This window comes from Leptothrix ochracea (assembly GCF_041083635.1).
GTDB lineage: Bacteria > Pseudomonadota > Gammaproteobacteria > Burkholderiales > Burkholderiaceae_C > Sphaerotilus > Sphaerotilus ochraceus.
In genome coordinates, this window is record NZ_JBFPHB010000003.1 from 17,798 (window position 1) to 31,100 (window position 13,303).

Here is a 13,303-nt window from a genome sequence, read left to right on the forward strand (position 1 = left end):
CGCCATGTCTTCAACGTTGCCTTCATCCGTGCCCGTATCTGTGCCCTCATCGGTTCTTTTGCAAGCTGCGCAGCTTGCGGCCGGAGGGCAGCAGTACCCCTTGGCAACGCTCTACGTGGTGGCCACGCCGATTGGTAACTTTGCCGACTTGAGTCTGCGCGCCATCCATGTTTTGGCCACCGTGCATGCGGTCGCTTGCGAAGACACCCGGGTGACGGGTCAGATGCTGCATCGTCTGGGGGTCTCACCCGCCTTGATGGCGGTGCATCAGCACAACGAAAGCCAAGCGGCTGAGCGCGTCATCGAACGGCTGGCTTTGGGCGAGCGGGTCGCTTTTGTCAGTGATGCCGGCACGCCTGCGGTGTCTGATCCAGGCGCTCGGCTGGTGGCGGCGGTGCGTCAGGCCGGGTTCAACGTGGTGCCTTTGCCGGGGCCGAGCAGTGTCTTGACCGCGTTGTCGGTGGCGGGCGATATCGGCTCAGCGGGCGAAAAGAGCGGTGGCGGTTTCCGCTTTGTGGGCTTTTTGCCGCCCAAGGGTGCCGAGCGCAGCCAAGCCATTCAGCGCTTGCAGCTGGAAGCGATGACCACGGTGCTCTTTGAAGCGCCGCATCGCATCGAGACCCTCGTGCAAGCCTTGGCCGAGCACATGCCCGAGCGGCGCGTCACGCTGTGTCGAGAGTTGACCAAGCAGTTCGAACAAATCCACACCTTGCCGGCGGCACAGGGCCCGGCTTGGCTGGCCGAGGATGCGGATCATCGGCGCGGAGAATTTGTGCTGGTGCTGCATGCCCAAAGCCCGGTGGATGCTGAGCTGCCGGCTCAGGCGGCGGCCGAGAAGCTGCTCGGCGCGCTGTTGGGGGCTTTGCCCCTGCGCCAAGCGGTCGATCTGGCTGCTGAGCTGAGTGCTCAGCCGCGCAAGGCGCTCTACGCCCGCGCCCTTGAGCTGCGCCAAGCCGAGGATGCTGCGGAGGATTAACGCTGGGCCGAGGCGGTGCCTGCGCTGCTTTGACCGATGTTGCGCGCCAAGATGTTGGAGAACTCTTCCATGAAGGTGTCCATCTGCATGGCGATGCGGTCGATGTCGTGGGCGAAGCGGTTGTAGGCGATCACGGCCGGGATGGCGGCAAACAGGCCGATGGCGGTGGCGACCAGCGCTTCGGCGATGCCCGGAGCGACGGTGGCCAAGGTGACTTGTTGCAGGTTCGACAGGCCCGTGAAGGCGTGCATGATGCCCCAGACGGTGCCAAACAAGCCGATGTACGGTGATACCGAGCCGACGGTGCCGAGGAACGACAAGCGCGACTCGACCACATCCATCTCGCGCTGCAAGCTGGCCCGCATGGCGCGGCGTGCCCCGTCGAGCAACGCGCCGCTGTCGCTGATGCGCCGCTCACGCAGCTTGAGGAATTCACGCATGCCGGCCGTGAAGATGCGCTCCACCGGCGCGCCTTTGCCTTCTTCGGCGTTGTGTTCGCTGCTGCTGTAGAGCTCTTGCAGACTGCTGCCGCCCCAGAACTCGCGCTCGAAGCTTTCGTTGCTGTTGCGGACCCGGTTCAGGCCGACAAATTTGCTGATGATCACCGTCCAGCTGACCACGGAGACACTGAGCAAGATGCCCATGACCAGCTGGACAACAAAACTGGCTTGGGTGACGAGGTGCAGGATATTCAGGTCCTGATTCATGGTGCGCTTTGAGGAACGTGGGGGTCGGGTAAAAGGGGCAGGGCGTCGATCAGGGCGCGGGGCATGCGGGCAGGGCGGAAGCTCAGGGCATCGACACAGCCGACCCGAATCCGCCCTTCGGCCAACACGGTCTCGCCCCGACGGGCTTGCTGATCGATGAGAAAGCTGGCTCGGCCCATCTCCACCACGCGCACGCTGACATCGACTTCATCGTCGAGCCGTGCCGGGGCGAGGTAGCGGACTTCGGTCGAAGACACCACAAACATGCGTTGGCTGTCGTGGCGCAAGGCTTCTTGCGAGAAACCAGCACTGCGCAGCCACTCGGTGCGGGCGCGCTCGAAGAATTTGAGGTAGTTGGCGTAGAACACCACGCCGCCAGCGTCGGTGTCTTCCCAATAAATGCGAATTCGGCAACTGAAATCCGCCGATAAACGGGGATGCAGGCGATGGGACAGGCGATGGGGCAAGGACGGGACCCTCTCTTCAATGCCGCTGCATCAAGGCCATCACGGCCGCTGCAACCGCCGCACCGAGCCCAGCCATCGCTGCCAAGCTCAGGTAGTTACGCGCCGAGAACGCTGTTTTCTTCGAGGACTTGTCTGCTGGAGCTTCGGTTTTCACGGGGTGCGACGACAACCAATGCCGGATTTCTTTCGAAAGCATGGCGGCACTTTCGTGGCGTTGCTCCGGGTGTCGCGCCATCGCCTTTTGGACGATGGCAATCAAGTCATGCGGCAAGTTCGGATCGATGGTTTGTAAAGGCCGTGGATGCCCATGAACCACCGAGGCGATGATGTCGTCGAGCGAGCGACCTGTGAAGGGTTTTTCGCCGCCGAGGAGTTCGTAAAACGTGATGCCCAGCGAATAAACGTCGGTGCGCGGGTCGGTGCTCAGGCCTTGGATTTGTTCGGGCGATGCGTAGTAGGGCGAACCAAACACCGGCTCGCCCACCTCACTGCGGTGCGCCACGCTGGCGGTGCCGAAATCGAGCACCAGCGGTTTGGAAGGCCCAACCATAAAGATGTTGCCCGGCTTGATGTCGCGGTGAATCACCCCTCGACTGTGGGCGTAGGCCAAGGCGTCGGCAATGCGGCGCACAATCAGCGCCGACTCCACCGGCGTGGGACGCCAGCCGAGGCGCAACATCTGCGCCAAGTCCTTGCCGTTGAGCAGCTCCATGGCGATGTAGGCCCCTTCGGGGCTCAGGCCAGCATCGAACACCGTCACGATGTGCTTGTGGCTCATGTTGGCCGCTGCACGCGCTTCGCCCAAGAACTGCGGATTGATGCGCCGCAGATCTTGTTGTGGCAGATCCAGCGGTACCGTTTTGATGGCGATCAGGCGCGAAAGCAAAGGGTCATACGCCGCCCAGACCGTGCCGATACCGCCTTTGCCCAAGTGATATTTGAGCTGGTAGCGCCCGATGTGACCCACCGTGGGCAGAGCGACCACGCGCTCGGGCGCATGGGCCGTGTCGCTGTCGGTGTGCCCGATCCAGATTGACTCGGTCCCGGCCATGCTGGTGGCCTCCACGCCATGCATCGGCTCAAGATCGCCGGGCAGGGTTGATTCCCCCACATCGTCGTCGGAACGATCATGCAAGGGTTGCTTGGAGGATTGAAGCATGACCAAGGGCGGCGAGCGGTGGGGTGTTTTTAGCCGCCGCGTTGCTGGCGTTGCGCCTGAACTTCTTCGGGCCGCAGATCGGCAGCGGTGCGGTCGAGCACGCCGTTGACGTACTTGTGGCCGTCGGTGCCGCCGAAGGCCTTGGCCAGTTCGACCGCTTCGTTGATGGCCACTCGGTATGGAATGGCCACAAAGTTTTGCAGCTCAAACAAACCGATCAAAAGCACGCCGTGTTCGACCGGCGAGAGGTCTTGGAGACGTCGGTCGATGTGACGGCGCATCAGCGCTTCAAGCTCGGGGGCTTGGGCGATGCAGCCTTCAAGCAACGCGTCAAAGTGCGCGGCATCGCATTTGCCGAAGTCGTCTTGTTCGCGCATGTGGGCACTGATCACGCTGGTTTCGGAGCGCGTCACGAGCCATTCATATAGGCCTTGCAGGGCGAACTCGCGCGAGCGCCGACGCGATGACTTGGGCCGTTCCGGGCGTTTCTTGGCCTCAGGGGCGGCGTTGGCGGTGTTAGCGGCGTTCGTGGCGCTGGTGGCGGGGGAGAGGGTATCGTTCAAGTCAGTTCTTCCAGCAGATTGGCCATTTCGATGGCCACGCGAGCCGCGTCACGGGCTTTTTCTTCAACACGGGCTTCAGCCTGCACCATGTCTTCGACGGTGAGAATGGCGTTGGCGATCGGGATGCCGTAGTCGAGGCTGACACGGGTGACGCCCGAGCCGCTCTCGTTGGCAACCAGTTCGAAGTGATAGGTTTCGCCGCGAATGATGCAGCCGATGGCGATCAGCGCGTCGTAGTCATCGCTGTCGGCAAGGGCCTTCAAGGCGATGGGGACTTCCAAGGCTCCGGGCACCGTGACCAGCTTGAAGTCCCGCTCTTTCACACCCAGCAAGATGAGTTCAGCGCGGCAGATCTGGGTCATGCGATCGGTGATGCCGGCATTGAAGCGTGCTTGCACCACGGCAATCGACAAGCCCTTGCCGCTCAGATGGACGCTCTGACCTTTATCGGCTTTCAACATTTCAGGCTCCCAAGTTCAAATCGTTGTTGTCGGTGTTGCGTTCAGGCCGCAGGTAAGAAGCCGGTCACTTCCAAGCCGTAGCCCGTCATGCTGGGCATGCGCAGTTGATTGCTCATCAACTTCATGCGCCGCACGCCCAGTTCGCGCAGGATCTGGGCACCCACACCGTAGGTGCGTAGGTCCACGCCCGAGCGTTGGGGTTCTGCCATGGCCGGCGCAAGTTGGCCCAGCAGGGCCTCGGCGTCGCGGCCACAGTTGAGCAGCACCGCCACGCCCCGGCCTTCGTTTTGAATGGTTTGCAGCGCCTGCGGCAGCGGCCATGAATGGCGGTGGCTGGCGGTGTCGAGCAAATCCAGCACCGACAGCGGTTCATGGACGCGCACCAAAACGTCGTCCTCGGCTGTCCATGTCCCTTGGGTCAGGGCCAGATGCACCTGGCCGCTGCGGTCGCGGAAGCTTTGGCACTCAAACGTGCCCCAGGGCGTGCTGAGGCTTTGCTGCGACAGGCGTTCGATGAGCGTTTCGTTGCGGCTGCGGTAGGTGATCAAGTCGGCGATGGTGCCGATCTTCAAGCCGTGCGTTTTGGCAAAGACGATCAGCTCGGGCAGGCGAGCCATGGTGCCGTCGTCACTCATGATTTCGCAGATCACGGCGGCGGGCTTCAGGCCGGCCATGCGCGACAAATCACAACCCGCTTCGGTGTGACCAGCACGCATCAACACGCCGCCGTCTTGGGCTTGGAGCGGGAAGATGTGACCCGGTTGCACCAGATCAGCCGCGGTGCTGGCGCGGTCCACCGCCACTTGGATCGTGCGCGCCCGGTCGGCGGCCGAGATGCCGGTGGTCACGCCAGTCGCGGCTTCGATGGATACCGTGAAGGCCGTGCCATGTTTGGTGCCGTTGCGCGGCGCCATCGGCGGCAGGCGCAGATGCTCACAGCGCTCACGCGTCAGCGTCAGGCAGATCAGGCCTCGGCCATGCTTGGCCATGAAGTTGATCGCCTCGGGCGTGACGCGGTCGGCCGCCATCACCAAGTCGCCCTCGTTTTCACGATCTTCTTCATCCACAAGGATGACCATGCGTCCGGCTGCAAGCTCGGCAACCAGTTCTGGGATAGGAGAAATTGACATGCCGCGAATTGTAGGCGGGGGTGGACTCACAGGCGTACCCAGACGTTCTCCACGCCCTTAACAAAGGTGTCTGTTTATCGCCGCTGCAACGCTCGCAGGGCTCGATCCGTGGTCGGGAGCTTGCGCAAATACTTGAAGGTGCCGGTGGCATGCGCGCACAGCGCGCCGCTGCTGTTGAAAACATCGCCCTGCGTGAACACCAGCGTGCTGCTGGCATGCAGCACCCGGGCGACCGCCTGCAGGCGCCCTTCACCGGGGCGCATGAAGGTGGTTTTCATTTCCACCGTCACCACGCCGGGGCCCCCTTCCGGTTGATCCCGGTTCAGGCTGCGCGCTGCGTGCGACATCGCCACATCCAGCAGCGTCATGCACAACCCACCGTGCGCCACCCCAAAAGAATTGAGTTGCGTTTCAACCACGTTCACACCGATCTCCGCCTCACCCGCCTCGAAACGCAGCAACTCAAAGCCGAGAGACTCGATGAAGGGAATGTGGACGGGGAAGTTCATGGCATCAACAGCGGCACCAGCCACGGCATCAGGATGGAGGAGAGCAGGGCTTGGAGGCTGAGGGCGAGGCCGGCGTAGGCCCCGGCGTCGGGGTGGACTTGCATGGCGCGGGCGGCGCCGATGCCGTGGGCGGCGTTGCCCAAGGCGAAACCGCGCACGCTCCAGTCGTGGATGTGCATGGCGTCGAGCAAATATTTGCCGATCAGCGCGCCGCTGATGCCCGTGATCAGCACAAACGCTGCGGCCAAGGCGGGGATGCCACCGATGTGCTCGGCAATGCCCATCGCCACCGAAGCGGTGACCGATTTGGGCGCCAAGGAGCGCAGCACGCTGCTATCGAGGCCAAACAAGCTGCCGATCAGCACCGCGCTGAGCGTGGCGGCCGCACCGCCGAGCAAGGCGGCGATCAGCAGGAAGAAGCCTCGGCGGCGCAGCTCCGTGCGCCGTTGCCATAGCGGCCAGCCCATCACCACCACAGCCGGGCCCAGCATCACGTGGACGAACTGCGCCCCCGCAAAGTAGGTGCGGTAGGGCGTGTGGGTCAGGCTGAGGACAACGCTGAGGATCAGCACCGCACCCAGCACCGGGTTGGCCCAAGGCGGTGAGCCCAAGCGCACAAAAAGCGCATGCGCCAGCACATAAGCCACCAAGGTCGCACTCAGGCCAAAGAGCGGGCTGGAGGCGAGATAGACCCAGAGTTGGGCGACTTCATTCATGGCGCAACAGGGCTTGGAGCACCCACGCGGTGACTGCGATGCCGACGGCCGTCGAAATCACGATGGTGAACACCAGTTGCAGGCCGTACTGAGCCAGCAAGCCGGTGTGCATGATGACGCCGGCCCCCACGGGCACGAACAGCAGCGACAGATGCGCCAGCAGCACCTGCGCCGCCGCTTCGATGGGCTCGCGCAGCGGGGCCCAGAACAGGGCGGCAAAAAGCAGCACCAGCCCGAGCACCGGACCCGGCATCAGCCAGCCCAAGGCGTGGGTCAACACTTCGCCCAAGGTCTGGAAGACCAAGAGCAGGGCAAAACCACGCAGGGCTTGCATGAGGCGAGAGGTGAGGCGCGGGCGACTGTGAGCGGCTTAGCTCGGGGTCACCAGATCTTTGATCTGCATGAGCGCGCCCGGATCTTCCATGGTGGTCAGATCCCCGGCGTCACGGCCTTCGCAGACCGCTTGGATGGCTCGCCGCAGCACCTTGCCCGAACGGGTCTTGGGCAGGGTGGTGACGAAGCGCACGCGGGCCGGACGGGCGACCGCGCCGAGCTGGCCATCGACCACCTTGAAGATTTCCGCTTCGAGCTTGCGGGCTTCGTCGGCGGTGGCGATGCGGCTGGCGTCCTTGACCACGGCAAACGCCATGGCGACTTGGCCCTTGAGTTGATCGGCCACACCGACCACGGCGACTTCGGCCACTGCCGGGTGGCTGGAGATGCTTTCCTCGATTTCGCGGGTGCCCAAGCGGTGACCGGCGACGTTGATCACGTCATCGGTGCGACCCAAGATGTAGAAGTAGCCGTCTTCGTCACGCACGCCCCAGTCGAAGGTCGAGTACATGGTCTTGCCGGGGATGCTGGTCCAGTAGGTGCTCACGAACCGCTTGTCGTCGCCCCACACGGTTTGCAAGCAGCCCGGCGGCAGGGGACCTTCGACGGCGACCACGCCCTTTTTGTTCGGCTCGGTGATGGCTTCGCCGGTGGTCTCGTCGATCAGCTTGACGTCGTAGCCGTAGACCGCCTTGCCGGGCGAGCCAAACTTGCTCGGGGCCTTCTCAACGCCGTTGCAGACCGCCATGATCGGCCAGCCGGTTTCGGTCTGCCAGTAGTTGTCCACGATCGGCTTGCCCAAGGCTTCAGCGATCCACTTGGCGGTCGGCTCGTCGAGCGGCTCACCGGCCAAGAACAGCGCCTTCAGGCTAGAGAGGTCGTACTTGGTCAGGAAAGCCGGGTCTTGCTTTTTCAAGACGCGCACCGCCGTCGGGGCCGAGAACATCACGGTGACCTTGTACTTCTCGACCAAGCTCCACCACACCCCCGCGTCGGGGCGGGTCGGCAGGCCTTCGTACATGATCGTGGCCATGCCGCCGATCAAGGGACCGTAGATGATGTAGCTGTGGCCCACGACCCAGCCGATGTCGGAGGTCGAGAAATAGGTTTCGCCCGGCTCGCCCATGTAGATGTGCTTCATCGACGCCGCCAGCGCCACGGTGTAGCCGCCGGTATCGCGTTGCACGCCCTTGGGCTTGCCGGTGGTGCCGGAGGTGTACAGGATGTAGCTCGGATGCGAGGCATCGACCCATTCGCAAGGCACCACGGTGTCCATGTGCTGGGCGCGCAGTTCGGCGTAATCGACATCACGGCCTTCCACCTTGGGGAACTCGGCCAAACCACGGTTGACCATCACCACCTTGGCCGGTTTGCTGGTCGAGAGGTTGATGGCTTCGTCGAGCAAGTGCTTGTAGGGCACCGATTTGCCGCCGCGCATGCCAGCGTCGGCGCTGACGATGACCGTGGGCGCAGCGTCGTCGATGCGGCTGGCCAGCGAGTGGCTGGCGAAGCCGCCAAACACCACCGAGTGGATCGCGCCGATCCGCACCGCGGCCAACATCGCGAAGCACGCTTCAGCAATCATCGGCATGTAAATCAAGACGCGGTCGCCCTTTTTGACGCCCAGCGACTGATAGATCGCGGCAAAGCGCTGCACTTCTTGGTGCAGTTCGCGAAAGCTGTAGGTCTTTTCAGTGTTGGTTTCGGTCGAAACAAAGATCAGCGCGTTTTGGTCCGCGCGGTCCTTCAAGTGACGGTCCACCGCGTTGTGGCACAGGTTGGTTTCACCACCGGCGAACCACTTGGCAAACGGCGGGTTGTTGTAATCGCACACGTGATCAAACGGCTTGTGCCAGTCGATCAGCGCAGCCTGTTCAGCCCAGAAAGTGTCGCGATCTTCGATCGAGCGACGGTGAAACTCAGCGTAGTTCATGGATGTCTCCTGAAAGGATAAAAAAGACGGTTCGAGCCTCTTCGGGCGAGCCGGTCATTGGATGCGATGGGACTGACGAAGCCCTGTCACGGGCCGTCGTCATCCACCTCAACCCAGCGCTGCGATGACGTCCGCTGGCGCTTGCACCAGCTCAATCAGCACGCCTTCGCCCCCAATCGGGAACTCGTCGTTGCTCTTGGGGTGGATGAAGCAAATGTCAAAACCCGCTGCACCCTTGCGGATGCCGCCCGGCGCAAAACGCACGCCGTTGGCACTCATCCACTCGACCGCCTTGGCCAAATCATCGACCCACAGACCGACGTGATTGAGCGGGGTGGCATGCACGGCTGGCTTTTTCTCGATGTCGAGCGGCTGCATCAAATCCACTTCCACCGCCGTCGGCCCATGGCCCAGCGCGCAGATGTCTTCATCCACGTTCTCGCGCTCCGACACAAAAGTGCTCTTGACCGCCAAGCCAAAAATATCCACCCACAGCGTCTTCAACCGCTGCTTATCCGGCCCGCCAATGGCGATCTGCTGAATGCCCAAAATCTTGAAAGGTTTGTTGCGCATGGCGGGGCCTCACTCGAAACGCAGGATCGGTTGGTCCACGGTCAGGCTTTCGCCGACTTTGGCCAGGACTTCGGCGACTTTGCAGTCTTGGGGGGCGGTGAGGATGTTTTCCATCTTCATGGCTTCGATCACGGCCAAGCGTTCGCCGGCTTGGACGGTTTGACCGACTTGGACGGCGATGTTGACCAGCAGGCCCGGCATGGGCGAGAGCAGCGACTTGCTGGTGTCGGGCGGTGCCTTGTAGGGCATGAGCTTCATCAGCGAGCCAGCGCGCGGCGACAGCACCAAGGCCTCGATCTGCGTGCCGTTGTGCGCCACGCGCAGGGCCAGCGCGCGCTTGCCTTGGCCGCGTTCGACTTGGGCGCTGAAGGGGGCGCCGTTGCACAGGCCGGTCATCAGGGCTTCGCCCAGTTTGGTGTGGCTGCGGATGGCGTAGGTCTTGTCGCCCACCAGCACATTGGCCGAGCCGGTGCTGTTGTCGTAGCTGCTGACCTTGACGTCGTGATAGACGTTGTTGCCTTCTTCGCCCAAGACCACGACCACAAAGTCAGGCGTGTTCTTGACGCCGTGACCCGGCAGTTGACCGCTGATGCCAGCGGCGCGCTCTCTGGCCTTGCGGCGCACGAAAGCGGCCAGGGCGACCAAGAACAGCGGGTCGTCGTGCGGCACGTCTTCGGCCTTGAAGCCCTTGCTGTAGTGCTCAGCGATGAAGCCGGTGTTGAACTCGGCCGTCACAAACTTCGGGTGCGCCAGTAAGGCCGCTTGGAAGGGGATGTTCGAGCTGATGCCACGGATCAAAAAGCCGTTCAGGGCTTCGCGCATCTTGGCAATCGCTTCATGGCGGTCGCGGCCGTGGACGATCAGCTTGGCGATCATCGAGTCGTAGAACATCGGGATCTCGCCGCCTTCATAGACGCCGGTATCGACCCGCACGCCGCCGAAGTTGTTGCCCGCATAGGCCGGACCTTGCAAGGTCGGGATCGATTGCTCCAGATCCGCTGCCGGGGGTTGGTACTTCACCAAGCGCCCGGTCGAGGGCAGGAAGTTGCGGAACGGGTCTTCAGCGTTGATGCGGCACTCGATCGCCCAGCCTTCACGCTTGACGTCTTCTTGCTTGATGCTCAGCGCTTCGCCCGCAGCCACACGGATCATCTGCTCGACCAGATCCAGGCCGGTGATGCATTCGGTGACCGGGTGCTCCACTTGCAAGCGGGTGTTCATTTCCAGGAAGTAGAAGTCTTGGTCCTTGCCGACCACGAATTCCACCGTTCCCGCGCTTTGGTACTTCACCGCCTTGGCCAGCGCCACGGCTTGCTCACCCATGGCTTTGCGGGTGGCGTCCGAGATGAAGGGCGAGGGCGCTTCCTCAATCACCTTTTGGTGACGGCGCTGGATCGAGCATTCACGCTCGTTGAGGTAGATCACGTTGCCGAAGCTGTCGCCCAGCACTTGGATCTCGATGTGGCGCGGCTCCAGCACGTATTTCTCGATGAAGACGCGGTCGTCGCCAAAGCTGTTGCGCGCTTCGTTGCGGCACGACGAGAAGCCTTCAAAAGCTTCCTTGTCGTTGAACGCCACGCGCAAGCCCTTGCCACCGCCGCCAGCCGAGGCCTTGATCATCACGGGGTAGCCGATGCCTTTGGCGATCTCGACGGCTTGCTCGGGCGTGTCGATGGCGTCGTTGTAGCCGGGAATGGTGCTGACTTGGGCCTCATTGGCCAGCTTCTTGGAGGCGATCTTGTCGCCCATGGCCTCGATGCTGAAGTAGCGCGGGCCGATGAAGGCGATGCCCTCGTCCTCGCAGCGCTTGGCAAAGGTCGCGTTCTCCGACAAAAAGCCGTAGCCCGGATGCACAGCTTGGGCGCCGGTGGCCTTGGCTGCTGCAATGATCTTGTCGGCCACAAGGTAGGACTCACGGCTTGGCGCGGGGCCCAGCAGCACGGCCTCGTCGGCCAGCTCAACGTGACGGGCGTCCTTGTCGGCTTCGGAGTAGACCGCGACGGTCTTGATGCCCATTTTCTGAGCGGTCTTGATGACGCGGCAGGCGATTTCGCCGCGATTGGCGATCAGGATTTTCGTGAACATGGTCAGGCCTCAAAAGGAGTCAGCAAGGTTTGAACTCGGGTTCGGAATGGGGTTCGAAAGGGGGCTCGAAAGGAGGGGCTCATGGGCGGGAGCCTTGGGCTTCAAAGATGTCTTGCTCAGCCAGATAGGCGGGGCTGCGGCCACCCAAGGCACCCAAGACGCTGTGAAAGATCCGTCCCTGCGTGTTGGGTGTCGTGCTGTTCAAGCGCTCTGGCTTGACGCGGAAATCTTGGGCAAACGCCGGCGACATCCACACCAAAAAGGGAATTTCTTTTTGCACCTTGGGGGCCAGCATGTCGGGCGCGCCATGCAAGTACCAGCCGCCTTCGCCCAGAGATTCACCGTGGTCGGAGAGGTAAATCAGCACGGTGCGGCGCGCGGTTTGGCGCTCCAAAGTGCTGATCAGTCGATCGAGCAGATCGTCGGTGTAGGCCACGCTGTTGTCGTAGGCGTTCACCAAAGCATCCGCACTGCATGCCTTCAGATCGACCGAATCACAGGTGGGCAAGAACTTGGCAAAGTCGGCTGGGTACTTCTTGTGGTACTGGGGGCCGTGGCTGCCGGCTTGATGCAGCACGATCAGCTGGCGTTTGGGGCCGGCGCGTGCCATGTCTTGCTCCAGACCAGCGATCAGGCTGTCGTCCAGATCGGGCCGCGTGCACTGCGGCGCCACGCACAGCGCCGCCAAGGCGTCACCGCGAATCACGTTCACGCCGCTCATAGGGGGCTCGCCCCAATTGCGGCTGCGCCAGACCACATCGACGTGCCCTGAACGGCTCAAGTAAGCGGGCAGCACTTCGTGCGTGATCGAGGCGGCTTGGGGTTGATGCGCGAGGATGCACTCCAGCGAGCGGGTCGTGTAGGTGGCACACGACTGCGCCAGCGGTAGCACCTGGAGCTGCGCAGGTGATTGCGCTTGACGCTGCTTGAGCTTCGGGTTGGTTTCGCGGGCGTAGCCGTAGAGCGAGAAGTTCGCTGCGCGGGCCGATTCCCCGATCACCAGCACCACGGTGACGGGCTTGGCGGTCGCCGAGGGGCTTTGCCATGCAATCGGGGGCAGTGGCTCCAGCTGACGGTGCGCGTCGTGCTGTTCTGAGAGGTGCCGGGTCGAGTTGATGACATACGACCACGGCAGCATCAAGCCGCCCACGACCTTGGCGTTTTGATCGATCCACAACCACGCGCTCGACTGGCTGAAGACGACCAAGCCACCCACCACCCAAGTCAGCCCCAAGTGGATCGAGCGTCGTAGACGGCCCTCCGCTGCCAAGGGCAGCTTCCACGCCAGCCACGCTGGCAGCACCCCCGCCAAGGCGAGATAGATCAACAACTTGGGGTGAAAGAGGGCCGTGGCTTCAGCGGTGTTGGTGTTCCAGACATTGCTGATCATCTCTTGGTCGAGCACCACGTGGTAGCTGTTCATGGCGTAGAGCGCCAAGCCGTTGATCAACATGAAGAGCAGCGCCAAGGGTTTGATGAGCCGGGGCGAGAGCAGGCTGACCCCGCCCAGCACCAGCCACATCAACATCGTGGACAAGCACACCAAAATGACCATCACCCCCAGCCCAAGCGTGCTGTCCAGCGCCACGGTGCTGCGCAGATAACTCAGCAGCGGCAGATGGAAGGCCAGCAGGTTCACCACCGTGAAGAGCCAAATCAGGCGCGACGGGGTGAGAGACTGCACGGCAGAT

At 62.7% G+C, this 13,303-nt stretch carries 14 protein-coding genes; 1 reads left to right on the forward strand and 13 read right to left on the reverse strand.

Going from position 1 to position 13,303, the window contains the following annotated elements; genetic code table 11:
- Window positions 1–4 precede the first annotated feature (4 nt).
- Window positions 5–976, forward strand: a complete 972-nt coding sequence (gene rsmI / locus AB3X39_RS00855) for a 16S rRNA (cytidine(1402)-2'-O)-methyltransferase (protein WP_369415463.1) — start codon at window positions 5–7, stop codon at window positions 974–976.
- Here rsmI and tolQ read toward each other — a convergent pair.
- The 13 genes from tolQ to AB3X39_RS00920 form a co-directional block, all read right to left on the reverse strand.
- Entirely contained in the window at window positions 973–1,683 is a 711-nt protein-coding gene (gene tolQ, locus AB3X39_RS00860) for a protein TolQ (protein ID WP_369415464.1), read from the reverse strand. The genes rsmI and tolQ overlap by 4 nt on opposite strands.
- Window positions 1,680–2,150: a tol-pal system-associated acyl-CoA thioesterase gene (gene ybgC / locus AB3X39_RS00865; protein ID WP_369415465.1), complete on the reverse strand. Its 471-nt coding sequence runs from the start codon at window positions 2,148–2,150 to the stop codon at window positions 1,680–1,682. The genes tolQ and ybgC overlap by 4 nt, the downstream gene beginning before the upstream one ends.
- A 16-nt stretch (window positions 2,151–2,166) precedes the next feature.
- Window positions 2,167–3,309 (reverse strand): serine/threonine-protein kinase, encoded by a 1,143-nt coding sequence (locus AB3X39_RS00870; protein ID WP_369415466.1) that lies wholly within the window; start codon window positions 3,307–3,309, stop codon window positions 2,167–2,169.
- Between the two features lie 29 nt (window positions 3,310–3,338).
- A complete protein-coding gene (gene nusB, locus AB3X39_RS00875; RefSeq protein ID WP_369415467.1) occupies window positions 3,339–3,872 on the reverse strand; it encodes a transcription antitermination factor NusB in 534 nt (177 codons plus the stop codon).
- A complete protein-coding gene (gene ribH, locus AB3X39_RS00880; RefSeq protein WP_369415468.1) occupies window positions 3,869–4,333 on the reverse strand; it encodes a 6,7-dimethyl-8-ribityllumazine synthase in 465 nt (154 codons plus the stop codon). Before ribH ends, nusB begins: the two co-directional genes overlap by 4 nt.
- 41 nt (window positions 4,334–4,374) lie before the next feature.
- Entirely contained in the window at window positions 4,375–5,463 is a 1,089-nt protein-coding gene (gene ribBA / locus AB3X39_RS00885; protein WP_369415469.1) for a bifunctional 3,4-dihydroxy-2-butanone-4-phosphate synthase/GTP cyclohydrolase II, read from the reverse strand.
- Window positions 5,464–5,537: 74 nt separating this feature from the next.
- Complete coding sequence (locus tag AB3X39_RS00890) at window positions 5,538–5,972, reverse strand: PaaI family thioesterase (protein ID WP_369415470.1); 435 nt, start codon at window positions 5,970–5,972, stop codon at window positions 5,538–5,540.
- Window positions 5,969–6,688, reverse strand: a complete 720-nt coding sequence (locus AB3X39_RS00895) for an LrgB family protein (RefSeq protein WP_369415471.1) — start codon at window positions 6,686–6,688, stop codon at window positions 5,969–5,971. The genes AB3X39_RS00890 and AB3X39_RS00895 overlap by 4 nt, the downstream gene beginning before the upstream one ends.
- On the reverse strand, window positions 6,681–7,022 hold the full coding sequence (locus AB3X39_RS00900) for a CidA/LrgA family protein (protein WP_369415472.1): 342 nt from the start codon (window positions 7,020–7,022) through the stop codon (window positions 6,681–6,683). The genes AB3X39_RS00895 and AB3X39_RS00900 overlap by 8 nt, the downstream gene beginning before the upstream one ends.
- Before the next feature lie 36 nt (window positions 7,023–7,058).
- The gene (locus AB3X39_RS00905) at window positions 7,059–8,954 is read right to left on the reverse strand and encodes a propionate--CoA ligase (protein ID WP_369415473.1); all 1,896 of its coding nucleotides are present in this window, start codon (window positions 8,952–8,954) and stop codon (window positions 7,059–7,061) included.
- A gap of 108 nt (window positions 8,955–9,062) precedes the next feature.
- A complete protein-coding gene (locus tag AB3X39_RS00910; protein WP_369415474.1) occupies window positions 9,063–9,527 on the reverse strand; it encodes a VOC family protein in 465 nt (154 codons plus the stop codon).
- 9 nt (window positions 9,528–9,536) lie between these two features.
- Window positions 9,537–11,612, reverse strand: coding sequence for an acetyl-CoA carboxylase biotin carboxylase subunit (locus AB3X39_RS00915; protein WP_369415475.1), 2,076 nt, complete (start codon window positions 11,610–11,612; stop codon window positions 9,537–9,539).
- Between the two features lie 79 nt (window positions 11,613–11,691).
- The gene (locus AB3X39_RS00920; RefSeq protein WP_369415476.1) at window positions 11,692–13,296 is read right to left on the reverse strand and encodes a sulfatase-like hydrolase/transferase; all 1,605 of its coding nucleotides are present in this window, start codon (window positions 13,294–13,296) and stop codon (window positions 11,692–11,694) included.
- Window positions 13,297–13,303 lie beyond the last annotated feature (7 nt).

Coding starts and splice junctions, on each gene's coding strand:
- rsmI (WP_369415463.1), top strand. CDS start 5: ATGTCTTCAACGTTGCCTTCATCCGTGCCCGTATCTGTGCCCTCATCG.
- tolQ (WP_369415464.1), bottom strand. CDS start 1,683: ATGAATCAGGACCTGAATATCCTGCACCTCGTCACCCAAGCCAGTTTT.
- AB3X39_RS00870 (WP_369415466.1), bottom strand. CDS start 3,309: ATGCTTCAATCCTCCAAGCAACCCTTGCATGATCGTTCCGACGACGAT.
- ribH (WP_369415468.1), bottom strand. CDS start 4,333: ATGTTGAAAGCCGATAAAGGTCAGAGCGTCCATCTGAGCGGCAAGGGC.
- ribBA (WP_369415469.1), bottom strand. CDS start 5,463: ATGTCAATTTCTCCTATCCCAGAACTGGTTGCCGAGCTTGCAGCCGGA.
- AB3X39_RS00890 (WP_369415470.1), bottom strand. CDS start 5,972: ATGAACTTCCCCGTCCACATTCCCTTCATCGAGTCTCTCGGCTTTGAG.
- AB3X39_RS00895 (WP_369415471.1), bottom strand. CDS start 6,688: ATGAATGAAGTCGCCCAACTCTGGGTCTATCTCGCCTCCAGCCCGCTC.
- AB3X39_RS00900 (WP_369415472.1), bottom strand. CDS start 7,022: ATGCAAGCCCTGCGTGGTTTTGCCCTGCTCTTGGTCTTCCAGACCTTG.
- AB3X39_RS00905 (WP_369415473.1), bottom strand. CDS start 8,954: ATGAACTACGCTGAGTTTCACCGTCGCTCGATCGAAGATCGCGACACT.
- AB3X39_RS00910 (WP_369415474.1), bottom strand. CDS start 9,527: ATGCGCAACAAACCTTTCAAGATTTTGGGCATTCAGCAGATCGCCATT.
- AB3X39_RS00915 (WP_369415475.1), bottom strand. CDS start 11,612: ATGTTCACGAAAATCCTGATCGCCAATCGCGGCGAAATCGCCTGCCGC.